General features: G+C 69.7%; 17 protein-coding genes. 9 read left to right on the top strand and 8 right to left on the bottom strand.

The genetic code is table 11. The annotated features are described in order from the left end of the window. Positions 1-27 precede the first annotated feature (27 nt). Entirely contained in the window at positions 28-498 is a 471-nt protein-coding gene (locus tag FHS23_RS16165) for a hypothetical protein (RefSeq protein ID WP_183655855.1), read from the top strand. A 27-nt stretch (positions 499-525) separates the two neighbouring features. On the opposite strand, the gene FHS23_RS16160 is transcribed toward FHS23_RS16165, so the two are convergent. Together FHS23_RS16160 and FHS23_RS16155 are read right to left on the bottom strand one after the other, a co-directional pair. After that, positions 526-1,011 (bottom strand): GNAT family N-acetyltransferase, encoded by a 486-nt coding sequence (locus FHS23_RS16160; RefSeq protein ID WP_183655853.1) that lies wholly within the window; start codon positions 1,009-1,011, stop codon positions 526-528. 49 nt (positions 1,012-1,060) lie between these two features. Next, complete coding sequence (locus FHS23_RS16155) at positions 1,061-1,651, bottom strand: histidine phosphatase family protein (RefSeq protein WP_183655850.1); 591 nt, start codon at positions 1,649-1,651, stop codon at positions 1,061-1,063. A gap of 50 nt (positions 1,652-1,701) precedes the next feature. On the opposite strand from FHS23_RS16155, the gene FHS23_RS16150 reads away from it, so the two are divergent. Both FHS23_RS16150 and FHS23_RS16145 read left to right on the top strand, forming a co-directional pair. Further along, positions 1,702-2,202 (top strand): hotdog fold domain-containing protein, encoded by a 501-nt coding sequence (locus FHS23_RS16150; protein WP_183655846.1) that lies wholly within the window; start codon positions 1,702-1,704, stop codon positions 2,200-2,202. A gap of 162 nt (positions 2,203-2,364) precedes the next feature. Next, positions 2,365-3,999: a GMC oxidoreductase gene (locus FHS23_RS16145; protein ID WP_183655837.1), complete on the top strand. Its 1,635-nt coding sequence runs from the start codon at positions 2,365-2,367 to the stop codon at positions 3,997-3,999. Positions 4,000-4,089: 90 nt separating this feature from the next. Here the strand turns inward: FHS23_RS16145 and FHS23_RS16140 are convergent, their stop codons facing one another. Next, positions 4,090-4,701: a dTDP-4-dehydrorhamnose 3,5-epimerase family protein gene (locus FHS23_RS16140; protein WP_183655833.1), complete on the bottom strand. Its 612-nt coding sequence runs from the start codon at positions 4,699-4,701 to the stop codon at positions 4,090-4,092. A gap of 366 nt (positions 4,702-5,067) precedes the next feature. On the opposite strand from FHS23_RS16140, the gene FHS23_RS16135 reads away from it, so the two are divergent. Next, positions 5,068-6,234 (top strand): malic enzyme-like NAD(P)-binding protein, encoded by a 1,167-nt coding sequence (locus FHS23_RS16135; RefSeq protein WP_183655830.1) that lies wholly within the window; start codon positions 5,068-5,070, stop codon positions 6,232-6,234. 89 nt (positions 6,235-6,323) lie between these two features. Here the strand turns inward: FHS23_RS16135 and FHS23_RS16130 are convergent, their stop codons facing one another. After that, positions 6,324-7,751: a bis-aminopropyl spermidine synthase family protein gene (locus FHS23_RS16130; protein ID WP_183655827.1), complete on the bottom strand. Its 1,428-nt coding sequence runs from the start codon at positions 7,749-7,751 to the stop codon at positions 6,324-6,326. 260 nt (positions 7,752-8,011) lie between these two features. On the opposite strand from FHS23_RS16130, the gene FHS23_RS16125 reads away from it, so the two are divergent. The 5 genes from FHS23_RS16125 (at position 8,012) to FHS23_RS16105 (ending at position 13,304) form a co-directional block, all read left to right on the top strand. Continuing rightward, positions 8,012-9,151, top strand: coding sequence for an ABC transporter ATP-binding protein (locus FHS23_RS16125; protein ID WP_183655824.1), 1,140 nt, complete (start codon positions 8,012-8,014; stop codon positions 9,149-9,151). A 7-nt stretch (positions 9,152-9,158) separates the two neighbouring features. Next, positions 9,159-9,854: an ABC transporter permease gene (locus tag FHS23_RS16120; protein WP_183655813.1), complete on the top strand. Its 696-nt coding sequence runs from the start codon at positions 9,159-9,161 to the stop codon at positions 9,852-9,854. Beyond that, positions 9,851-10,537 carry an ABC transporter permease gene (locus FHS23_RS16115; protein WP_183655810.1) on the top strand — a complete coding sequence of 229 codons (687 nt, stop codon included), beginning with the start codon at positions 9,851-9,853 and terminating at the stop codon, positions 10,535-10,537. The genes FHS23_RS16120 and FHS23_RS16115 overlap by 4 nt, the downstream gene beginning before the upstream one ends. Then, positions 10,534-11,454 carry an ABC transporter substrate-binding protein gene (locus FHS23_RS16110; protein WP_183655807.1) on the top strand — a complete coding sequence of 307 codons (921 nt, stop codon included), beginning with the start codon at positions 10,534-10,536 and terminating at the stop codon, positions 11,452-11,454. The genes FHS23_RS16115 and FHS23_RS16110 overlap by 4 nt, the downstream gene beginning before the upstream one ends. Positions 11,455-11,816: 362 nt before the next feature. Then, positions 11,817-13,304: a S8 family peptidase gene (locus tag FHS23_RS16105; protein ID WP_183656224.1), complete on the top strand. Its 1,488-nt coding sequence runs from the start codon at positions 11,817-11,819 to the stop codon at positions 13,302-13,304. Positions 13,305-13,469: 165 nt separating this feature from the next. Here FHS23_RS16105 and FHS23_RS16100 read toward each other — a convergent pair whose 3' ends face one another. The 4 genes from FHS23_RS16100 to FHS23_RS16085 all read right to left on the bottom strand — a co-directional run bounded on the left by FHS23_RS16100 (position 13,470) and on the right by FHS23_RS16085 (position 23,406). Next, a complete protein-coding gene (locus FHS23_RS16100; RefSeq protein ID WP_183655804.1) occupies positions 13,470-17,249 on the bottom strand; it encodes a multifunctional oxoglutarate decarboxylase/oxoglutarate dehydrogenase thiamine pyrophosphate-binding subunit/dihydrolipoyllysine-residue succinyltransferase subunit in 3,780 nt (1,259 codons plus the stop codon). A 245-nt stretch (positions 17,250-17,494) separates the two neighbouring features. Beyond that, positions 17,495-21,280 (bottom strand): ABC transporter transmembrane domain-containing protein, encoded by a 3,786-nt coding sequence (locus FHS23_RS16095; RefSeq protein WP_183656221.1) that lies wholly within the window; start codon positions 21,278-21,280, stop codon positions 17,495-17,497. A 135-nt stretch (positions 21,281-21,415) separates the two neighbouring features. Then, positions 21,416-22,306 carry an ABC-2 transporter permease gene (locus tag FHS23_RS16090; protein ID WP_183655801.1) on the bottom strand — a complete coding sequence of 297 codons (891 nt, stop codon included), beginning with the start codon at positions 22,304-22,306 and terminating at the stop codon, positions 21,416-21,418. After that, positions 22,306-23,406, bottom strand: coding sequence for an ABC transporter ATP-binding protein (locus FHS23_RS16085; RefSeq protein WP_183655798.1), 1,101 nt, complete (start codon positions 23,404-23,406; stop codon positions 22,306-22,308). The genes FHS23_RS16090 and FHS23_RS16085 overlap by 1 nt, the downstream gene beginning before the upstream one ends. Positions 23,407-23,501 lie beyond the last annotated feature (95 nt).

Below are 23,501 nucleotides of genomic sequence, written 5' to 3'. Positions count from 1 at the left end.
CGGTCACATCCGAGGGAAGGCCCGCTCGTGGCGCTCGCCGACAAGATCTCGCCCGCGCCCCGCGAAGTCCGTTACGCGGGGCTGCTGACGGCACTGCCGGGCTTCGCGCTCGTCGCGATCGGCATCGTGCTCGCGGTCACCGGCAGGAGCCCCGACCTCGTCGCGGAGGTGAGCTACTACGCCGTCCTCGGCATCGGCGTGCTGGCGTGCGCGACGGGTTTGCTGCTGGGCAAGACGTGGGCGCGCTCGCCGTCCCTCGTCGTCGCGCTGATCCTCGTGGGCGTCGGCTGGTACGCGACCGGCCCGTCGGACCAGTCCGGGTTCGGGGTGCCGATCATGATCGCCGGTGTCGCGGTGATCGTGCTGCTGTTCCGGCGGGACTCGCGCGCGTGGGTGCTGGGTCAGCGGCCCGACGAGACGGAGGACGAGGCCGCACGTCGCGGCGGAGTGTCCGGCCGGGCGGCCGAGCGCGAACGCGACGAGCGCGGCGACCGCTGAGCGCATCCGCCCGGAACCGCCGCGGCGTCAGCCCGCCTCGCCCGCTTCGTCCGCGAGTGCCCGCAGCGGCGCGTCGGTGAGGCGGTAGACCGTCCACTCGTCCATGGCTTCGGCGTCGAGGGACTCGTAGAAGGTCCGCGCGGGGTTCCAGTTCAGTACCCACCACTCGAGACGCGCGTACCCGCGGTCGACGCATTCGGCGGCGAGGGCGGCGAGCAGGGCTTTGCCGAGTCCGGAGCCGCGGTGCTCGGGGCGGACGAACAGGTCCTCCAGGTAGATGCCGTGTACTCCGCGCCAGGTCGAGAAGTTGAGGAACCACAGCGCGAAGCCGACGACCTCGCCGCCGGCCTCGGCGACGTGGCCGTAGAGCGCGGGTTTGTCCGCGAACAGCGCGGTGTGCAGCTGCTCGGCCGTCAGGTGGCACTCGTCGGGTGCCTTCTCGTACTCGGCGAGTGCGTGGACCAGGTCGACGACGGCGTCGACGTCGTCGGTGCGGATGCGGCGGATCGTCATACGCCGAGCTTCGCACCGCGGGAGTCGCGAGCCGGGGAGAGGTCGGGGGTCAGGTCGGCGGGACGTTGAGATGTCGGATCTGCGGGGCGCCACGGTCGTAGCCGAGTACGGAGATGCTCGCCGGGTCGACGCGGAATCCTTCGCCGAGTGCCGCGTCGAGGCCGAGCCAGCGGGCGATCAGTACCCGGTTGAAGTGTCCGTGTCCGATGAGCACGACGTCGCCGTCGGTCAGGGCGGCGCGGGCGCGGTCGAGAACGCGGTCGCCGCGGGCCGCGACCTGTGCGGGCGTCTCGCCGCCCGGGGCGCCGTCGGTCCACAGTGTCCACTCAGGGACGGTGCGGTGGATGTGTTCCGTGGTGGTGCCCTCGTACTCGCCGTAGTCCCACTCGGCGAGGTCCTCTGTGGTCTCGTCGACGTCGATGCCGGCCAGTCTCGCCGTGTGCTCCGCACGCAGCCGTGGACTGGACAGGACGAGCGCCGGAGGGCCGCCTCCGTGCAGGACGGCGTAGGTGCGGCCTGCCGCGTGTGCCTGCCGCTCGCCGGTGCCGGTCAGTGGGACGTCGGTGTGGCTGGTGTGCTTGCCTGCGGCCGACCACTCGGTCTGGCCGTGCCGGATGAGCAGAATCGAGTGTGCGGACACAGGGGAACCGTATCCCGGCAGCTGGGTTACCGGTCGGTAATATGTCCGGCATGACCTCACAGGATGTGGCGGGCCCGACGGTGAACCCGACCTATGCGATGTGGCGGAAGCTCTCCGGCTCGGCGATCGGCAAGGGCGTGTTCTCCGCGGCGATGTGCCTGCGCGTGCCGTACTTCGGTTCGGTGCTGCCGAGGGTGCGGGACATGCGGCCCGGCCGTTGCGAGGTGGCGGCCCCCAAGTGGTGGGGTGTGCACAACCATCTGGGCACCTTCCACGCCATCGCCGCCTGCAATCTCGCCGAGATCGCGATGGGCATGCTCGCCGAGGCGACGGTGCCGACCACCCACCGCTGGATCCCGAAGGGGATGTCGGTGTCGTACGTCGCGAAGGCCGAGACGTCGCTGACCGCTGTCGCCGAGCTGCCCGAACTGCCCGAGCTTCCGGCCGGCGGCGACGGTGTCGAGGTGCTCGTACCGGTCGACGTCCGGGACCGGTCGGGCCGGACGGTCGTCTCCGTCGAGATCACGATCTGGGTCACGCCGAGGACGTGAGCGCCGCGGCCGGGCGGGCCGTACGGGCCGAGGGTCGCAGTATCGACGGCACGTTGTTGGCGTATCGCCATTAAGCTGACCGGGTGAACTTCGACGGCGACATGAAAGATCCTCGTGTTTGCCGTTGCCTACCTGCCGGTAGCCGGGCGAGCATCTCGACCCATGACACAGTCGTCCCGCCGGACATTGTCCCGCCGGAAGTTCCTCGGTTACGCGGCGCTGAGCTCGGCCGCCGCCTACGGCCTCACGACCGTCTCCACCAGACCCGCGCAGGCGGCGGACGCCCGCGACGGCCTGCCGGACTTCTCACCCGCCGTCGTGATCGGCACGGGCTACGGCGCGGCCGTGACGGCGCTCCGCCTCGGTGAGGCCGGAATCCCGACGGTCATGCTCGAGATGGGGCAGCTGTGGGACACGCCCACCGCCGACGGGTCGATCTTCTCGCCGATGCTCTCGCCCGACAAACGGTCGATGTGGCTCAAGAACCGCAGCGAGATGCCGCTCGCGTCGTTCCTGTGGATCGACATCAATACCGGCATCGAGCGCTACGCCGGTGTGCTCGACCGTGTGCACTACGGCGACATGTCGGTCTACCTCGGCCGCGGTGTCGGCGGCGGATCGCTGGTCAACGGTGCGATGGCGGTGACCCCGCGGCGGTCGTACTTCGAGGAGATCCTTCCCGGCATCGACGCCGACGAGATGTACGGCACCTACTTTCCGCGCGCCAACGAGGAGCTCGGCGTCAACGAGATCGACAGGGACTGGTTCGAGGACTGCGACTCGTACCAGTACGCGCGGCTGTCGCGGAAGCACGCCGAGAAGGCCGGCTACCGGACCGTGTTCGTGCCGAGCGTCTACGACTTCGACTACATGCGCCGCGAAGAGGCGGGTGAGGTGCCGCGGTCGGCGCTGGACTCCGAGGTCATCTTCGGCAACAACCACGGTAAACGCTCGCTCGACAAGACGTACCTGGCCGCCGCACTGGGTACGGGCAACGTCACGATCAAGACGTTGCAGGAGGTGCGCGGCATCCGCCGGAGCGCCGACGGCACGTACCGGCTCACCGTGCGGGAACTCGATGAGACGGGCGGCACCGTCGCGCGGCGGGAGATGGGTGCGCGGCACCTGTTCCTCGGCGCGGGCAGCATCGGGTCCACCGAGTTGCTGTTGCGCGCCAGGGACACCGGCACACTGCCCCGCCTCGGCGGGGAGATCGGGCAGGGCTGGGGCCCGAACGGCAATGTCATGGTGGGCCGCGCCAACCACGCGTGGGACCTGACGGGCCCGCTGCAGTCGGGGATGCCCGCGCTGGGGATCGACGCCTGGGACGACCCCGACAACCCGGTGTTCGCCGAGATCGCGCCGATGCCGGCCGGGGTCGAACTGTGGGTGAGCCTGTACCTCGCGATCACGAAGAACCCCGCACGCGGGCACTTCACCTATGACGCGGCATCCGATTCGGCGCAGCTGCACTGGACCGCCGAGCAGGGGCAGGCCTCGATCGACGCGGCGAAGGTGCACTTCGACCGCATCAACGGCGTCAACAACACGGTGTACCGCCACGACCTGTTCGGCGACACGCGGCCGTTCGAGAACCGGTTCACATACCACCCGCTGGGCGGCGCCGTCCTCGGCGAGGCGACCGATCTGTACGGACGTGTGAAGGGTTACGACAACCTCTACGTCACCGACGGGTCGCTGATCCCCGGCAGCACCGGCGTCAACCCGTTCGTCACGATCACCGCCCTGGCCGAGCGCAACGTCGACCGCGTCCTCGCGGAGGACATCCGCCGCTGACCGCCGTCACAGCCGGTGACCGACAGCCGGGGTGACAGGGCACTGTGGTGGCGTTGAGTTCCCCCAGGTGCCCTTGGGGCACCCCGGACGTCAGGCGGGTGCGTTCGCGCGTAGCTCAGCGTAGCGGGCGAGGCAGTCCTCGTAGCGGGGCAGCAGGCCCGAGTCGCGGGCCTCGGCGAGCGACGGCGCCGCGCGGTCCTTGTCGGAGAGGACGTACTCGACGCCGTCGGGCCAGGGCAGGCCGAGGTCCTGGTCGAGCGGGTCGATGCCGTGCTCGGCGGACGGGTTGTACGACGTCGAGCACAGGTACGACATCACGGTGTCGTCCTCGAGCGCGATGAAGCCGTGGCCGAGTCCTTCGGCGATGTACACCCCTCGGAAGGCGTGGCCGTCGAGGGTCACCGCGTCCCATGCGCCGAACGTGGGCGAGTCCGTGCGCAGGTCCACGACGACGTCCAGCAGCGAGCCTTTGGGGCAGTAGACGTACTTGCCCTGGCCGGGTGGCACGTCGGTGAAGTGGATCCCGCGGATCGTGCCGCGCCGCGACACGCTGTGGTTCGTCTGCGCCACCGTCATGGGGTGCCCGACGGCTTCGAGGAACGCCGGTTCCTGGAACGGGGCGGTGAACAGCCCGCGGTGGTCGGGGAAAACGGGCGGGGTGAACTCCACGGCGTGCGGAACGGCCAACGTGCGGGCGTGCATGTCGGGATCTTATGCAGCCCCGCCGAGCGGGTCCGGTCGGGTGGTGGCGGGCGACGTGGATTCGGGCCTGCCCCGAGGAGGGCTTCACCCGCCACCCAAGTCGGACGTCCGTCTTGCTATTGGGGGCGTGACCTGCGGAAACGGGTCGATCTTTGTGATCCGGGCCGCACCGGCACGGCCGATCGCCCCGGAAGATGTCACACTGGTCGAACCGCCGCGTCCGCGGCTACGCCTGAACCAAGGGCCTTATGACGGACACCTTGCCGGCAGACGGTGCTACCGCGCCGAGTCGCCGGGCCCAAGGAGCCCACACAAGCCGACGGGATGCTCCGTCGGTGATTTCCCTTTTCAGCCCTGGAGATAGACGTGTCCCAAGCTCAGGTGAGTGACGACGACATCTTCGGCGGACACGAGGGCGGCAAGCTCTCCGTGTCGGCCACCCGGCCCATCACGCAGGCGCGTGACCTGTCCATCGCCTACACCCCCGGGGTAGCGAAGGTCAGCCGCGCTATCGAGCAGCAGCCCGAGCTCGCGAAGCGGTACACGTGGGCCGACCGGCTCGTGGCAGTGGTCAGCGACGGCACGGCGGTACTCGGACTCGGTGACATCGGCGCGAGCGCATCGCTGCCGGTCATGGAGGGCAAGTCGGTTCTGTTCAAGACGTTCGCCGGGCTGGACTCGATCCCGCTCGTGCTGGACACCAGCGACGTCGACGAGATCGTCGAGACCCTGGTGCGGCTGCGCCCGTCGTTCGGTGCGGTGAATCTGGAGGACGTGTCGGCGCCGCGGTGCTTCGAGCTCGAGGACAAGCTCAAGGAAGCGCTGGACTGCCCCGTCATGCACGACGACCAGCACGGCACGGCCATCGTGGTGCTCGCCGCGCTGCGTGGTGCGAACCTGGTGGCCGGTCGGAACATCGCCGACCAGCGTGTGGTGATCTCCGGTGCGGGCGCCGCGGGCGTGGCGTGCGCGAAGATCCTGCAGGCCGCGGGCGTCGGCGACGTGACGATGCTCGACTCGCGCGGGATCATCCACGCGGGCCGGGACAACCTCAACGCGATCAAGGCCGAGCTCGCCGAGACGACCAACACGGCGGGTCTGCGCGGCGGGATCGACGAGGCGATGGCCGGTGCTGACGTGTTCATCGGCCTGTCGAGCGCGACGATCGACGAGAACCTGCTCTCGACGATGGCGCCGGAACCGATCGTGTTCGCACTGTCCAATCCGGATCCGGAGGTTCACCCGGAGGTGGCGGCGAAATACGCGTCCGTCGTGGCCACCGGTCGCAGCGACTTCCCGAACCAGATCAACAACGTGCTGGCGTTCCCGGGTGTGTTCCGCGGCGCACTGGACGCCGGTGCTCGGGCGATCACGGAGAACATGAAGCTCGCGGCGGCCGAGGCGATCGTGTCGGTGGCCGCCGACGAGCTGTCGGCCGACCGCATCGTGCCGAGCCCGCTCGATCCGAGGGTGGCCGATGAGGTCGCCACGGCCGTCGCCAAGGCCGCGGAGGATGACGACGTCGTCGGCTGAGGGCCGGTCGGTCACGTTCTCACAACTGCGAGGGCCCCGTGCCCGGCGTTCCACGCCGGTGACGGGGCCCTCGCAGTCGGCCGGGAGAGTCAGTCGGCGAGCTCGTGCCGGACCTCGGCGACGCGGTGGCGCGGCAGGTCGATGAGCCGGTCGTCGGACACGTCGTCGGGGGCGTCCGGCCAGATGTTGCCCAGCCGCCCGTGTGCCCGCGTGAGCACGGCACGGGCCGCCGCATCGGTGTGACCGGTAGCGGTGGCGGGCGGTTCGGCCACGACCACCGCATGTGTGTTGTCCGGCGTGCTGCGCAGCAGACGGAGGCGATACTTCGGCCCGATCAGCTCGGTGAGGCCGCGTTGTGACACGGCGTCGGCGAGATCGGGGTGCGAGTTGGGCAGCAGCACCGCCACTCGATCGGCGTTGACGGCCAGCAGCGTGCGCAGCAGCCACGGTCCGGGGTCCGCTCCGAGGTCGACGGCCACGGCCGTCCCCGGCTTGGTCGTGACCGGTTTCGTCCAGTCGGCGCCGCGTTCCTCGACGTTCAGCCCGTTCTGCCCCGCGATGCTCCGCAGTGCCGTCAGCAGTTCGTTCGTGGTCTCGCCGGCCTCGAGTGACTGGGCGCCGCGCGTGTAGATCGTCTGCTTGCTGGTCTTCCTTCCGCCTTTGCGGGCCTTCGTCGTGGGCTGGCAGACGTACAGGTCCGCTGCGCTGCCGATCGCCTGCGCTCCGCTGTAGCGGTGGAAGCCGGGCACGATCGACTCGAAGGCGAGGCCCAGCCCGACCAACGCCCGCTGCGTGCGGTGGCCGAGCGCGGGGTGGCGGGGGCTGTAGCCGTAGGCGAGCACCAGGCGGCCCGCGGGCGGGTCGGCGAGGCATTCGAGCCCACGTGTGGCGAACAACGCCATGCCCTCAGGGGTGTACGGCGGGTCGCTGAACACGATGTCGGCCTTGCCCATCACCGACAGCGGAAGGCCGAACCGCAGGTCCGCGTGCACGGTCCTGATCGTGCGGGAGCTCTGCCGGTCGACGTAATCGAGGATGCGGTCGTCGACGTCGATCACGGTCAGGTCGGACTCGGGGCGCAGGGCCCGCACCGCCAGGGAGGTCAGGTCGTGGTCGCCGAGGAACGTCAGACGCGTGGTGCGCAGGTCGTAGTGCTCGTCGAGCCAGCGGGCGCGGCGCACCACGGTGTCGGCGGTCGCCTGCACGTGGTCGAGCGCGGGCAGCGGCGGCGGTACGTGCGCGATGTGGCGCGCCACCTCCGCTTCGAGCCCGTCGGTGGCGTGCGGATTGCCCGCCCCCTCGCGGTGGGCGTCGACGACGTCGGGCCGTAGCCGGACGCGGTCGCCGTCGCGCTCGAGGTCGTCGCCGAGGGCCTGGAGCAGTTCCTCGACCGTGCGCCGGGGAGCGGCCAGTTCGCGCACGAGGTCGTCGAACTGCCAGCTGCGCTCGGCCAGCAATGCGATGGCGTATCGCAGCGACTTCGCGTCCACGCCGAACACCTGACGCACCGAATTCATGGCGCCTACCCTAGAGGCCCTGAGCAGCGGAGCGGACGCCCGGCCGACCTCGAAGGCGCGATTCTGTCGGCCTCCTCGGTTACCGTCGTGCAGACCTGTCACCCGGGTCACAGGTCCGGGTCACAGGGTCCGTGTCGCAGGTCCGTGTCACAGCGTCACGGGTACGCAGCGTCACGGGTACGCCTGGCAGGTGCCGGTGCAGATGCCGGTGCCGGTGTCGGTGCCGGTGTCGGTGCCGAGGGAGCAGCAGGGAGACGACCATGACGATCGAGTTCCGCGGCGTCACCAAGCGGTACGGGGGCGGGGTCGCCGCGGTGGACGAGCTGTCGCTGACCGTGCCGGACGGAAGCATGACCGTGTTCGTCGGCCCTTCGGGATGCGGTAAGACGACCTCGCTGCGCATGGTGAACCGAATGGTCGAGCCCACCGACGGCGACGTGCTGTTGGACGGGCGCAACGTGCGTGACATCGATCCGGCCGAGTTGCGGCGCGGGATCGGCTACGTCATCCAGCATGCGGGTCTGTTTCCACATCGGACCGTGCTGGGCAACATCGCGACCGTGCCGATGCTGTCCGGGTGGAGCAGGAGGTCGGCGCGACGCCGGGCCGGTGAGCTGCTCGACACGGTCGGCCTGCCCGCCGAGCTGGGTTCGCGGTATCCGGCCCAGCTGTCCGGGGGCCAGCAGCAGCGGGTGGGGGTCGCGCGCGCTCTCGCTGCGGATCCACCGGTGCTGCTCATGGACGAACCCTTCTCGGCCGTGGACCCGGTCGTGCGGGAGGGGCTGCAGGACGAGCTGCTCGACCTGCAGCGGCGGCTCGGTAAGACGATCGTGTTCGTCACCCACGACATCGACGAGGCGGTCCGGCTCGGAGACCGGGTCGCCGTCCTGCGGGTAGGAGGCAGGCTGGCGCAGTACGGCACGCCGGCCGACGTACTGCGGCACCCGGTCGACGACTTCGTCGCGGAGTTCGTCGGCAAGGACCGTGGCTACCGGGGACTGTCGTTCCTGTCGGCGGATGCCCTCGAGGTCGGCGAGGTCTCGACCGTGGAGATCGGTTCGGTGCCCGGAGAATCCGGCGAATGGCGGCTCGCGATCGACGACGAGCGCAGGCCACGCGGTTGGCTCGCACCCGCTTCCACAGTGGACGGACCATTGGTTGAGGCGGATCTCGTCGCGGGCGGGTCGCTGTACCGGCGGGGCACGTCCCTGCGCGGTGCGCTCGATGCCGCGTTGTCCTCGCCGGCGAGCCTCGGCGTCGTGGTGGACGACGACGGCGCGGCCATCGGGGTCGTCACTGCGCGCCACGTGCTCGACGTGATCGAGCGGCACTCCACCAATGTGACCGCGACAAGCCGCACCGCCAATGTGACCGCGACAAGCCGCACCGCGAGAGCGTGATCGCGACATGAGTCTCACCGATGAGCTCGGCACCTACCTCGGCAGCGCGAACACCCGCGCCCAGCTGTGGGCGGCGCTGGCCGAACACTGCTACCTGGCCCTGCTGCCGATCCTGTTCGGTGTCGTGTTGGCCGTCGGTGCTGGGTGGCTGGGGCAGGCGTGGCCGCCGGCACGCGGAACGCTCGCCGTCGTGGCGAACCTCGTCTACACGATCCCGTCGCTGGCGTTGTTCGTCGTCATCCCCGGCGTCATCGGCACGACGATCCTCGACAGCATCAACGTCGTCGTCGCGCTGTCGCTGTACACGGCTGCACTGCTGGTACGCCCGATGCTCGACGCCCTCGCCGCCGTGCCGCAGGCCGTGACGGCGTCCGCCACAGCCATGGGATACCGCCCCGCACGCCGGTACTTCGGTGTCGAACTCCCGCTCGCCGTGCCGGTAATCGCCGCGGGTGTCCGGGTCGCGGCGGTCAGCAACATCAGCCTGGTCAGCGTCGGTGCGCTCATCGGGGTGGGCGGGCTCGGCAGGCTGTTCACCGACGGCTTCCAGCGCGAGTACTACGCGCCGATCGTCGTCGGTGTCGTACTGACCCTCCTGCTCGCACTTGTGGTCGACCTGTTGCTGGTGCTGCTGCGCCGGGTGCTCACCCCGTGGCAGCGGCCGACTCCCACGAGTCGTACCGACGCGGAGGTCGCAGCATGATCGCCGAGGCTGTCGCGTGGTTCGGCGACGCCGCGAACTGGAGCGGCCCCGGGGGCGTGCCGGCGCGCGTGCTCGAACACGTGGGTTATGTCGCCCTGGCACTGGCCATCGCACTGGTCCTCGCCGTTCCCGTCGGATTGCTGGTGGGGCACACCGGCAGAGGTGCCGTGCTGCTGGTCGGAGCCGGCAACATCGTGCGCGCGCTGCCTACGCTCGGTGTGGTCACGCTGTTCTTCCTGTTGTTGGCCGAAAGCACCCCTGCAGCAGTCGTGGGCCTGGTCGTGCTGGCGGTGCCACCCGTCATGGCGGGCACGTACGCGGGCGTGCAGTCGGTCGATGCCCACGTCGTCGACGCGGCGAGCGGGGTCGGTATGCGCGGGATGCAACGGCTGTGGCAGGTCGAGGTGCCCATCGCACTGCCCATGGTGCTCGGCGGGGTGCGCAACGCGGTGTTGCAGCTCGTCGCGACGGCCGCGGTCGCGGCGTACGTCGGACTGGGCGGACTGGGCCGTTATCTCATGGACGGACTGGCCATTCTCGACTATGCCGAGGTCGTCGCCGGTGCATTGCTGACCGCGGCGCTCGCCGTGGTGCTGGATCTGCTGCTGGCTGGGTTGCAGCGGATCATGGTGCCGCGCGGCGTGCGGTTGGCCGAACTCACGACGTCGAAGGGGCCCGCATGATCGGTGCGTCGAGCCACGGGGTCGTCGGTCGATGGCGACGGATCATCGCCGTGTGCGCGGTACTGGTGTTGGCCACCGCGTGCGGCAACCCGTTGCGCGGAGGGGCCGAGGGCGGCGACGACGGGCGCATCGTCATCGGCGCCTCCGACGTCGGCGAGAGTCTGTTGCTCGCGGAGATCTACGCTGGTGCATTGCGCGGCGCGGGGGCCGATGATGTCACGGTGCGGCCACCGGTCGGTGGTCGTGAGGTGCTGGTCCAGGCATTGCAGGACCGCTCGCTGACGCTCGCGCCCGACTACAGCGGCAATCTACTCCGCTACTTCGACCAGGATACGTCCGCGACGACGTCGGACGAGGTCTACCGGGAGCTGCCCCGTGCGCTGCCGGAGGGACTGGAGGTGCTGGACCAGTCCCCGGCGGAGAACACCGACATGCTCGTCGTGCGGGAGGATCTGGCCGCACAGGGCGTGCGCACGATCTCGGATCTTGCTCCGCGCTGCGACCGGCTCGTGTTCGGCGGGCCGGGCCAATGGGGCGAGCGCTGGCGTCGGGAGATCCGTCAGCTGTACGGCTGCGAGTTCAAGGAGATCCGCACGACGGACACGGGCGGACCGGTGACGGTGGAGGCGCTGCGGTCCGGCGAGGTGCAGGTGGCGAACATGTTCAGCACGTCGGCGTCCGTGTATGCCAACGGGTTCGTGCCGTTGGAAGACGATCGCGACATGTTCCCCGCGCAGAACATCGTTCCGCTCGCCGTCGAAGGAGCGCTGTCGGAACGCGAACGCGATGCGCTCGACCGCGTATCGGCCGCCCTCACAACCGAGAAACTGACGGCGTTGAACGTCGAGTTCTCGGAGCGGAAACGCAATCCGGCCGATATTGCCGGCGAGTTCCTGGTGCAGGCCGGAGACCGTTGATTTCTCCCCCCGCCGCACGACGGTAGGGGTGCGACCTTGGTCCCAGACCTTCGTCGGGGGCTGAACGATGGTTCTTGCTGAGTCGGTGCAACGTGAATTGCACCTGCTGGTCACAGTTTGAACGCATTATCCCGGAACGTATAGACCATTGCGCCGCCGTGACTGCGTCGAACGGAGCAGGAATACTACTTTCGTCGCTATTTCAGGAAATTTCTCCTTGATGTGATCTCGCCGCTTTCTCGCTTACTGTTCGGCCCATTCCGGACAAAGTTCGAACGGAAGGGGAAACCGTGCGTAGCGATAAGCGAAAGGCCGGCACGGCCGTCGGGGTGGGCACAGCCGCCGCGGCACTCGTGCTGGGCATGGCGGGCACCGCGGGCGCCGCGCCCGGGGAGGGCACCATCCTCGGTGCCAACGCAGAGACCGCAGTCGAGGGCAACTACATCGTCAAGCTGAAGGACGGCGTCATGACCACGGCCGCCGACCTCGGCGGCGACGTCACGCACACGTTCTCGAGTGTGCTGAACGGCTACTCGGCGGAGATGTCGGAGGCGCTGGCCGAGCGCATCGCGGCGGACCCGGCCGTCGACTACGTCGAGCAGGTGCAGACCGTGCACACCGCCGCGGACCAGGCGAACCCGCCGTCGTGGGGTCTGGACCGCATCGACCAGCCGGAACTTCCGCTCGACGACAACTACTCGTCGCCGAACGACGGTGACGGCGTCACGGCCTACATCATCGACACCGGCATCCTCACCTCCCACGAGGACTTCGGTGGTCGGGCCTCGCACGGCTACGACGCGGTCGACGGCGACAACGACGCGACCGACTGCAACGGCCACGGCACGCACGTCGCCGGCACCGTCGGCGGCACCGACTACGGCGTCGCCAAGAACGTCGACCTGGTCGGTGTGCGGGTGCTGAACTGTCAGGGCAGCGGCACCAACGCGGGCGTCATCGCGGGCATCGACTGGGTCACCGAGAACGCGTCGGGCCCGTCGGTCGCGAACATGAGCCTCGGTGGCGGCGCCTCGGCCGCCATCGACGAGGCCGTGCAGAACTCCATCGCCTCCGGCGTGACCTACGGCCTGGCCGCGGGCAACGACTACGGCGCCGATGCGTGCAACTCGTCGCCCGCCCGTACCCCGGAGGGCATTACGGTCGGTTCGACCACCAACACCGACGCCCGTTCGAGCTTCTCCAACATCGGGTCCTGTGTGGACATCTTCGCCCCGGGCAGCGACATCACCTCGGCGTGGATCGACAGCGACACGTCGGAGAACACGATCTCCGGCACGTCGATGGCGACCCCGCACGTCGTGGGTGCGGCCGCGGTCTACCTGTCCGCGAACCAGGACGCCACCCCGCAGCAGGTCGGCGACGCGCTGGTCGCGGGCGGTTCCGAGGGCGTCGTGTCCAACCCGGGCAGCGGCTCGCCGAACGTTCTTCTGAACGTGGTCGCCGACGGCTCCACGCCGCCGGACGAGCCGGACCCCGAGCCGGGCACCTGCGAGGCCGTCACGAACAACGAGACGGCCGCCATCCCGGATGCGGGCTCGATGACCAGCACGGTCTCGATCTCCAGCTGTGAGGCCGCGTCGGCCGACGCCACCGTGGCCGTGGACATCACCCATTCCTACCGCGGCGACATCGCGCTGGATCTGGTCGCCCCGGACGGTTCGGAGTACAACCTCAAGTCGGCGGCGTACGACTCCGGCAACGACATCGACGAGACGTACACGGTCGACCTGTCGGGCGTTTCGGAGCCGAACGGCGAATGGACGCTGCGCGTGACCGACGCCTACTCCTGGGACACCGGTTCGCTGAACAGCTGGACCCTCACCCTGTGAGACCGGCCTGACGCGTCGCACCCGGTTGGCACCCCCGGCCGGGTGCACCCGTGAAAACGTCGTGGGTCAGACCGCGTCGTGGATACCTGCTACGGGGGAGTGGCACGACAAGAGCGGCCCGGCGGAGCTTCGGACTCCGCCGGGCCGCTCTTCGCGATTCTCGGCTTACTCGAACGCCTTCGTGATGAGCGCCTTCTGCTCGACCTCGTGCACCTTCGACGAGCCGGCCGACGGGGCGGCCATCGGCCTGCGCGCCACGACGTCCAGGTTGCCCAGCACCTCGGGCAGCTTGCGCGGCAGGTTCAGGCCGAAGTACGGCCAGGCGCCCTGGTTCTCCGGCTCCTCCTGCACCCACGCGACCTGCTGGGCGCCGGTGAACCGGCCGAGCGTCTCGGCCAGCTTCTTCTTCGGCAGCGGGTAGTACTGCTCGACCCGCACGATCGCGACGTCGTCGATCTCGCGCTTGGTCCGCTCGGCCACGAGCTCCCAGTACAGCTTGCCGGAGGTCAGCAGCACCTTGCGGGCCTTCGCCGGGTCGACGGCCTGGTCGTCGATGACCGACAGGAACTTCGAGTCGCCCGTGAAGTCCTCGACGTTCGACGTGGCCGCCTTGTTCCGCAGCATCGACTTCGGCGTGAAGACGATCAGCGGACGCTTCACGCCGTCGAGGGCGTGGCGGCGCAGGAGGTGGAAGTAGTTCGCGGGCGTCGACGGAACTGCCACCGTCATCGACCCCTCCGCGCACAGCTGCAGGAAGCGCTCGATCCTCCCCGAGGTGTGGTCCGGCCCCTGGCCCTCGTGGCCGTGCGGCAGCAGCAGCACGACGTCGGAGAGCTGGCCCCACTTGGCCTCGCCGGAGGAGATGTACTCGTCGATGACCGACTGGGCGCCGTTGACGAAGTCGCCGAACTGCGCCTCCCACATCACCAGCGCGTCCGAGTTGGCCACCGAGTAGCCGTACTCGAAACCGACCGCCGCGTACTCGGACAGCGCCGAGTCGTAGATCATGACGCGGCCCTGCTCGTCGGCGAGGTGCTGCAACGGCGAGTACTCCCTGCCGCTGTCGCGGTCGATCAGCACCGAGTGGCGCTGGGTGAACGTGCCGCGGCGCGAGTCCTGACCCGACAACCGCACGAGTCGCTGTTCGAGCGCGAGGGACCCGAAGGCCAGCAGCTCACCGAAGGCCCAGTCGATGCTGCCCTCGCGAGCCATCTTGGCGCGACGGTCCATGACCGGCTTGACGCGCGGGTGCGGGGTGAAGCCCTCGGGCACGTTGACGAACGCGTCCCCGATGTGCTGGACGGTCTCGCGGGAGACGGCGGTCGGCAGGTTCGCCGGGACCTGCTGCTCCTCCTCGACCGACGGGCTCGGCGTGACCGGGTGCTTCTCGAGTTCGCGCACCTCGTTGAAGACGTGCTCGAGCTGGCTGGAGAAGTCCCGCAGCGCGGCCTCGGCCTCTGCCATCGAGATGTCGCCGCGGCCGATGAGCGCCTCGGTGTAGGTCTTCCGGACGCTGCGCTTCTTGTCGATGATGTCGTACATGCCCGGCTGGGTCATCGAGGGATCGTCGCCCTCGTTGTGACCGCGCCGCCGGTAGCAGATCATGTCGATCACGATGTCCTTGTTGAACGCCTGGCGGTAGTCCACCGCCAGCCGCGCGACCCAGTAGGCGGCCTCCGGGTCGTCGCCGTTCACGTGGATGATCGGCGCGCCGATCATCTTGGCGACATCGGTGGCGTACTTCGACGACCGCGCGTGCTCGGGCGCGGTGGTGAAGCCGACCTGGTTGTTGATGATCACGTGCACGGTGCCGCCGGTGCGGTAGCCGCGCAGCAGCGACAGGTTCAGCGTCTCGGCGACCACACCCTGGCCCGCGAACGCGGCGTCACCGTGCAGCAGCACCGGCAGCACCGTGAAGCCGTCGACGTCGCCGCCCTTGTCGAGGATGTCCTGCTTGGCGCGGACGATGCCCTCGAGCACCGGGTCGACCGTCTCCAAGTGCGACGGGTTGGCCGTCAGCGACACGCGCGTCTCGCCGTCGCCGAACATGCGGAAGTACTTGCCCTCGGCGCCGAGGTGGTACTTCACGTCGCCGGAGCCGTGCGCCTGGCCCGGGTCGAGGTTGCCCTCGAACTCGCGGAAGATCTGCGAGATCGGCTTGCCGACGATGTTGGCCAGCACATTCAGCCTGCCGCGGTGCGGCATGCCGACGACGACCTCGTCGAGGCTGTGCTCGGCGGCCTTGTCCAGCAGCGTGTCCAGCATCGGGATGACCGTCTCGCTGCCTTCGAGCGAGAACCGCTTCTGGCCGACGTACTTGGTCTGGAGGAACGTCTCGAACGCCTCGGCCGCGTTGAGCTTGCTCAGCACGTACTTCTGCACCGTGGGCTCGGGCTTGTCGTGCGGGATCTCGACGCGGTCCTGGATCCAACGGCGTTCGTCCGGGTCGAGGATGTGGGTGTACTCGACGCCGACCGTGCGGCAGTACGAGTCACGCAGCACACCGAGGACGTCGCGCAGCTTCATCTTCTCCTGGCCCGCGAACCCGCCGACGGCGAACTCACGGTCCAGGTCCCACAGCGTCAGGCCGTGCGAGAGGACGTCGAGGTCCTCGTGGCGGCGCTGGCGGTAGTTCAGCGGGTCGGTATCGGCCATCAGGTGGCCGCGCATGCGGTACGACTCGATGAGCTCGAGCACCCGTGCGGTCTTGTCGATCTCGCCCTCGGGGATGTCCGAGACCCAGCGCACCGGCTCGTACGGGATCCGCAGCGACGTGAAGATGTCGTCGTAGAACCTGTCGGCGCCCAGCAACAGCTCGTGGATGCGCTTGAGGAACTCGCCCGACTCCGCGCCCTGAATGATGCGGTGGTCGTAGGTCGACGTGAGCGTCATGATCTTGCTGACGCCGAGGTCGATGAGGGTCTTCTCGCTCGTGCCCTCGAAGTGCGCCGGGTACTGCATCGCACCCACACCGATGATCGTGCCCTGGCCGGACTGCAGCCGCGGCACCGAGTGGTTCGTGCCGATGCCGCCCGGGTTGGTCAGCGAGATCGTGGTGCCCGCGAAGTCGTCGGCGGTGAGCTTGTTGCCCCGCGCCTTGCGGACGATGTCCTCGTAGGCCTGCCAGAACTGCAGGAACGTCATGCTCTCGCAGTTCTTGATCGACGCCACGACGAGGTTGCGGGCGCCGTCCTTGCCCGGCATGTCGATCGCCAGGCCGATGTTGACGTGCTCCGGCGTGACGGCGTGCGGCTTGCCGTCGACCACCTTGTAGTGCCGGTTCATGTTCGGGTACTCGTGCAGCCCGCGGATCATGGCGTAGCCGATGAGGTGCGTGAACGAGATCTTCCCGCCGCGCGAACGCTTCAGGTGGTTGTTGATGACGATGCGGTTGTCGGCCATCAGCTTCGCCGGCACCGCACGCACACTGGTCGCCGTCGGGACGCTCAGCGAGGCGTCCATGTTCTTCGCGATCGCCGCGGCGGGGCCGCGGAGCACCTTCGACTCGGGCTCGCTCTTCTCCGGCTTCTCGGCCTTGCCGGCGGCCGCCTTGTCGCTCTTCGCGGCGCCGCCGGCCTTCTTGTCGCCGGTGGCAGGGGCCTCGGACGCGGGAGCGGAGGCCTTCGCGGGAGCCTGCTTCGCGGGGGCGGCCTTCGCGGGCGCCTCGGCAGTGGACTTCTGGGCAGAGGACGCCGCCTGCTTCGGGGTCTGCGACCGGGTGGCACGGCCATTACCTTGCGCCTGCGCCGGAGCCTGCGTCTGGCCGTTGGCCGACGGGTCGGCTGCCGTCGTGTCCGGCTTTCGCTCTTGCGTGGGGGAGAAGTCGGCAAAGAACTCATGCCACGCGGAGTCGACGGAAGAAGGGTCGGCGAGGAACTGGTCGTACATTTCCTCGACGAGCCATTCGTTGGGGCCGAACTGTGACGCAGGGCTGCTGCTGGACACGGCTTGGACTCGCCTCTATCTGTCTCGATGTGCCAATTACGCGCGTACCAGGCTAACCCCCGTGCTGCCGGCTCGGTCACCGAACTCGCACTTGACGCCGGATCCGCCGGCGTCGGGCAGCCCGGATTTATCACTGAATCGATACCGGTCGTCGGGCGTATACCCGACCCTCGCCGACCCCGGCGACCGGCGCAGGTTTTCGTGACCGGGGTCATCCCGTTTTCGTGAGAGTCGGTCGCGGTCGTTCAGCCGGATCGGGGCGTGCCTGCCGGCGGTGACCCGGCTGCAGGGGCTTCGCCGGCAGGCGTGTCGGTCGCCGCGCCGTCGCCGAGGCGCCACAGCCTGGCGTACGCCCCATCGGCCGCGAGCAGCTCGGCGTGGGAGCCGTCCTCGACGACCCGGCCGTGGTCCAGCACGACGATGCGGTCGGCGCGTGCGGCCGTCGCGAGTCGGTGGGCGACGACGAAGGTGGTGCGCGTGGCCGCGATGCGGTCGGTGGCGCGCAGTACGGCGTCCTCGGTGGCGGGGTCGAGTGCGGCGGTCGCCTCGTCGAGGAGCAGCACGTCGGGGTCGACGAGCTCGGCTCTGGCGAGCGCGACGAGCTGTCGCTGGCCCGCCGACAACGAGCGCCCACGTTCGCCGACCTGCTGGGTGAACCCGTCCGGCAGCGCGGCGACGCCCTCGAGTGCGCCCACCGCACGGACGGCGGCCTCCACCTCGGCATCGGTGGCGGCGGGCCTGCCGTAGCGGACGTTGTCGGCCACGGAACCGACGAACAGGTGCGGTTCCTGCGGCACGACGCCCACGCGGGCGCGGAGTGCGGCCGGGTCGTAGTCCCGCACGTCGACACCGTCGATCCGCACCGTGCCGGTCGTGGCGTCGTAGAACCGTGCGAGCAGCTTGACGGCCGTCGACTTGCCGGCACCGGTCGCGCCGACGAACGCCACCGTGGTGCCCGCGGGCACCACGAGCGAGACGTCGGCGAGTGCGGGTGTCTCGGCGCCGGGGTAGTGGAAGCCGACGTCGTCGAGCCCGACGTCGCCGCGCAACCGCTCGGGAACGGCGACCGGGCGATCGGGCGGCGGCACGGACGTCGGCGTGCGCAGCAGGTCGCCGATTCGCCGCAGGCCGACCTTCGCCTGCTGATAGCCGTCGAACACCGTCGACAGTTGCTGCACCGGCGAGAAGAACAGCCCGAGGTACAGCAGGAACGCCATCAGCACGCCGGGTGAGAGCTCGCCGCTCGCCACTCCACTCGCCCCCGCCGTGAGCACCATGACCTCCGCGACGCCGGACAGTAGCGTCACGAACGGGAAGTACGTGGCGACGTACCGCTGGGCGCGCAGGCGGGAGCGGCGGTAGGCGTCGCTGCGGGAGGCGAAGTCGCGGGCCGAGCGCTCCTCACGCGTGTAGGCCTGGGCGACGCGGAGCCCGTTGACGTTCTCCTGCATGTCGGCGTTCACGGCGCTGACTCGTTCGCGTGCCTCGGTGTAGGCGGCCGAGGCACGTCTGCGGAACAGCACCGTCGCGACGACGAGCACCGGCAGCACGGCGAACACGTACAGCGACAGCCCGGGTGCGGTGACGACGAGCGCCACGCTGATGCCCACGAGGGTCAGCACGCTGACGACGGCCGTGGCGAGGCCGGTCTGCAGGAACGTCGACAGCGCGTCGACGTCGGTGGTCATCCGCGTCATGATCCGCCCGGACAGCTCGCGCTCGTAGTAGTCGAGTCCGAGCCGTTGCAGGTGGGCGTAGCTGCGCACCCGCAACAGGTACAGCACCGATTCGCCGGTGCGGGCGGTCAGTCGGGTCTGCAACGCGATCGCGAGCCAGTCGAACGCGATGACGACGAGGCCGATCGCGGCCGCGACGAGTACGACGGACTCGGCGCCGGTGCGTACGCCGTCGTCGACGCCGCGTTGGTAGAGAGCGGGCACGGCGATCGTCGCCAGTGCGTCTATCGCCACGAACGCGATGACCGCGGCCAGTAGTCCCCGGACAGGCCGCAGCAGGCTCGCGAGCCGGAACCGCGGGTCGGGCGCGGTGGGGTCGAGGTCACCGAGATCGGGCCGGTCCGTGGCGGGCGGGAGGGCTTGGACGCGGTCGAGGAGCTCCGGTGTCGGCGGCAGGTCGAGCGAGGCGTGCCCGCCGGGTCCGCCTCCGCGGCCCGTGGCCGGCGCGGTTGTCGATACTGCCGGTCTCGGCGAGGTCTCGGCCTCGGCCGGGTCGGTGTTCGCCCGGTCGGTGTGGGTACGGGGCCACAACTCCGGGGTGATGCCGCCCTCACCGGGCTGGGGCGGCACGCGGTGGCCGGGCTCCTCGGCGTCGTCGCCGGGGCCGGACACCAGCTCCCGGTACAGCGGGCAGCGCACCTCGAGCTCCCCCGCGGTGCCGACGTCGACGACCCGGCCCGCGTCCAGCACCGCGATCCGGTCGGCCAGCGCGAGGGTGGAGCGACGGTGGGCGATCAGCAGCGTCGTGCGATCGCGCATGACGTCGCGCAGTGTGTCGTGGATGGCGGCCTCGGTAGCGGTGTCGACCGCTGACGTGGCGTCGTCGAGGATCAGTACTCGCGGATCGGTGAGGAGTGCACGCGCCAGGCCGAGGCGCTGCCGCTGCCCGCCGGACAGAGTGAGTCCGCGCTCGCCCACCTGGGTGTCGTACCCGTCGGGCAGTGCGGCGATGAACTCGTGGGCCTCGGCCGCCCTCGCTGCCGCGATCACCTCCGCGTCGGAGGCGTCCGGTCTGCCGTAGGCGATGTTGTCCCGCACGGACGTCGAGAACAGGAACGCCTCCTCGAACACCACGCCCACGGTGCGGCGCAGTTCGGTCAGGCCGAGATCGCGGACGTCGGCGCCGCCGAGGCGCGCCGCGCCCTCGTGGACGTCGTAGAAGCGGGGGAGCAACAGCGAGATCGTGGACTTGCCGGAACCGGCGGTACCGACGAGTGCGAGGGTCTCGCCGGGCCTGGCTCGCAGGGACAATCCGTCGAGTACGGGTTCGGACAGGGTGTAGCCGAACCGCACGTCGTCCAGCTCGATGTCCAGCGGCCCGTCGGGGACCGGTTCCGGATCGGCCCGCTCACGTACCTCGGGCTGCGCGTCGATGAGCTCGTGCACACGTTCCGCACCCGCGCGCGTGAGCTGCGCCTGCACGACGAGGCTCGCGAGCATGCGTGCCGGCCCGGTGAGGGACGAGACGTACGTGGCGAACGCCAGGAACGTGCCGAGGCTGATCTGCCCCCTGAGCGCCAGGATGCCGCCCACCGCCAGTACGGCGATCTGGCCCGCCGCGGGCAGTGCGCCGGTGGTCGCGGTCGGAACGGCCGACAGTTTCGCGGCGCGGAGACGTTCGGCGAACAGCCTGCGCGCCGAGCCGGAGAGTCTGCCCGTCTCGCGCCTCTCCTGGCCGAAGCCCTTGACCACGCGCACGCCGGTGACCGTCTCCTCGACGTGCTGGGCGATCTCGGCGGCACGCTGCTGGGCCGACCACGTGGCGGGGAACAGCTTGCGTCTGCTCACCGCGAGGACGATCGCGACCGCCGGGCCGACGATCAGGGCGATCACGGTCAGCAGCGGCGACATCCACAGCATCGCCCCGAGCGCCAGCACCGCGAACACGATCGACCCGGCCGACAGCGGCACCTGCATCAGGAACCCGGTCACGAGCTGTAGATCGGTGATGGCGCGCGAGACGATCTGACCCGTGCGCAGCGAGTCCTGTTTGCCTCCGTCGAGCCGCGACACCGCGGCGAACACCGAACGCCGCAGGTCGTGCTGGACGTCGAGTGCGAGTCTGCCGCCGACGTAACGCCTGCCGAACGCGGCGCCGAACGCCAGCAGATGCAACGTGAGGAGCGCGACGGCGAGCCATGGCAGGTTCGCTGTCGAGCCCGCGACGGCGCCGTCGACGCCCTCGCGGATCAGCAGCGGGCTCACCGCTTGGACGCCGACGCCGAGGACGGCCGCGCCGAACGCGAGGACGACCAGGGCCGGGTGCCGCCAGCACGCCGCGGCGATGCGTCGCACCCAGCCGCCCCGGCCGGGCGGCCCCGGCGTACCGGGCGGCCCCGGAGTGCCGGGCGGATCGGTGCTGGTCGCGGTGTCCCTCTCCGCGCTGCCGATCCGCCCCGACACTTCCGGTTCCTCCTCGTCGCCTGCCTGCTACGTGATGTCGCGCTTCTGGTTGACCGCCCAGCCGCCGCCGAAGAACAGCATCGTCCAGCCGAAGAAGATCAGCGCGGAGGCCCACCACGAGAATGCCCCCGGCGCGCCCGCCGTGTACTGCAGGAGCCACGCGGTCTCGTATTCGAGACCCGGGATCTTCACCCCGGCGGCGCCGAACGCCTCGGCGCCGATCGCACCGACGATGCCGTTCAGCGTGCCGTTCGGCAGCACGCCGCCCATCCAGGCCACGTTCTCCTGCCACAGCCCGAAGCTGACGAAGACCCACACGTTCTCGATCAGCAGCATGTAGATGGTGAGCGTGACGACGCTGCCCGCCACACTCTTCCACAGGGCACCGACACCGATGCCGAACAGCGTCGCCAGCACGCCCGCGAGCAGCGAGGTGCCGATGACGGCCAGCCACTGCCCGCTCGACGGCATTCGTTCGCCGTCGACGACGAACGCGATGCCGAGGCTCGCGGCCGCGGATACGACCAGCCCGTACAGTGCCCCCCAGCCGCTGTAGGTGAGCATCTTCGCGCCGAGCGCCATCGGGCGGTTCGGCGCCGTCAGGAACGTCGTCGTGATGGTCTTCTTGCCGTACTCACCTGCGACGGCCAGCACGCCGAGGATCACCGCGAACAGCAGGCCGACGTTGATGCCGTGACCGATGGCGAGCAGGCCCATGGGTAGTTCGCCGGTCTCGATACCGAGCGCCCCGGTGATCGTCTGGGTCTCCCGGCTGCTGAGGACCTCACCGACCTCGTTGGTGAACGCACCCCAACCGAGTGCGAACAGCAGCGAGGCGAAGAACGCGGGGATCAGCAGCGCCCACCAGCTCTTGGTGGTGATGATCTTGCGCATTTCGGCCTTGATCAGGTTGCCCATCACTGGCCACCTCCCCAGCCCTGCTGGCCCGGCTGCTGGTAGCCCGGAGCCTGGTACGGATTCTGCGGCTGCCCCGCGGGCGGTCCCGGTGGGAACCCGGGTGGCGGACCCGGTGGTTGCTGCGGCGGCTGGGGAGGTTGCTGTGGCGGCTGGGGAGGTTGCTGGGGAGGCTGGCCCGGTGGCAACGGGCCGCCGGCGTACTGCGGGCTGGTCATCTGGAAGAACAGCTGCTCGAGGTCCGCCTTCTCCTCCTCCATGCCGTAGACCGCCACGCCCGCCTTCGCGGCGACGTCACCGATCTGCTGCACGGTGGCGTTCATCACGGCCACCCGGCCGTCGTGGGCGGGCTGCACCTCGCCGACACCCGCTTCCTGCAACGCGGTGACGAGGGCGTTCGCGTCGGCGGGCTGCACCAGCACCCGCGAACGCTGCGAGGCACGCAACTGTTCGAGCGGGCCGTAGTAGCGCGTCATTCCCGCGCTGACGATCACGACCTGGTCGATCATCTGCTCCACCTCGGAGAGCAGGTGACTCGACACCAGCACCGTGCGGCCCTGCTTCGCGAACGACTGCAGGAACCCGCGCAACCACGCGATGCCCTCCGGGTCCAGGCCGTTCGACGGTTCGTCGAGCACCAGTACCTGCGGGTCGCCCAGCAGCGCCGTGGCCAGCGACAGCCGTTGCCGCATACCCAGCGAGTAGCTCCCGGCCGGCCGGTCCGCCGCGGGCGTGAGGCCCACCAGGCCGAGTAGCTCGTCCACGCGCTGATCCGGAACACCGATCGCGGCCGCGTACACCCGCAGGTGGTTCCGCGCCGTGCGGGCCGAGTGGAAGCCCTCGTTCTCCAGCACAGCCCCGGCGACCCGTGCCGGGTTGCCGAGCTGCGTGTACGGGCGTCCGTTGATCGTCGCCGCACCCGATGTCGGTGTCACCAGCCCGAGCAGCATGCGCAGGGTCGTCGTCTTCCCCGCACCGTTCGGCCCGAGGAACCCGGTGACCGAGCCCGGTTCCACGGTGAAGCTCAGGTTCTGGACCGCCGTCACGGCCCCGAACTGTTTGGTGAGGTTCTGCACCGCGATGCGGCCACTGCCGTCGTGCATTGTCCATCCCCTTTTGGTGCGCTGTCCCTTTTCGGGGCGCTGTCCCCATTGGTGCGCCGTGGCCCCTGCGACCGCGCTTGACGTGCGGTCGCACC

Source organism: Prauserella isguenensis (assembly GCF_014191605.1).
GTDB lineage: Bacteria > Actinomycetota > Actinomycetes > Mycobacteriales > Pseudonocardiaceae > Prauserella > Prauserella isguenensis.
This window is presented reverse-complemented; position numbering and strand designations above follow the sequence as displayed.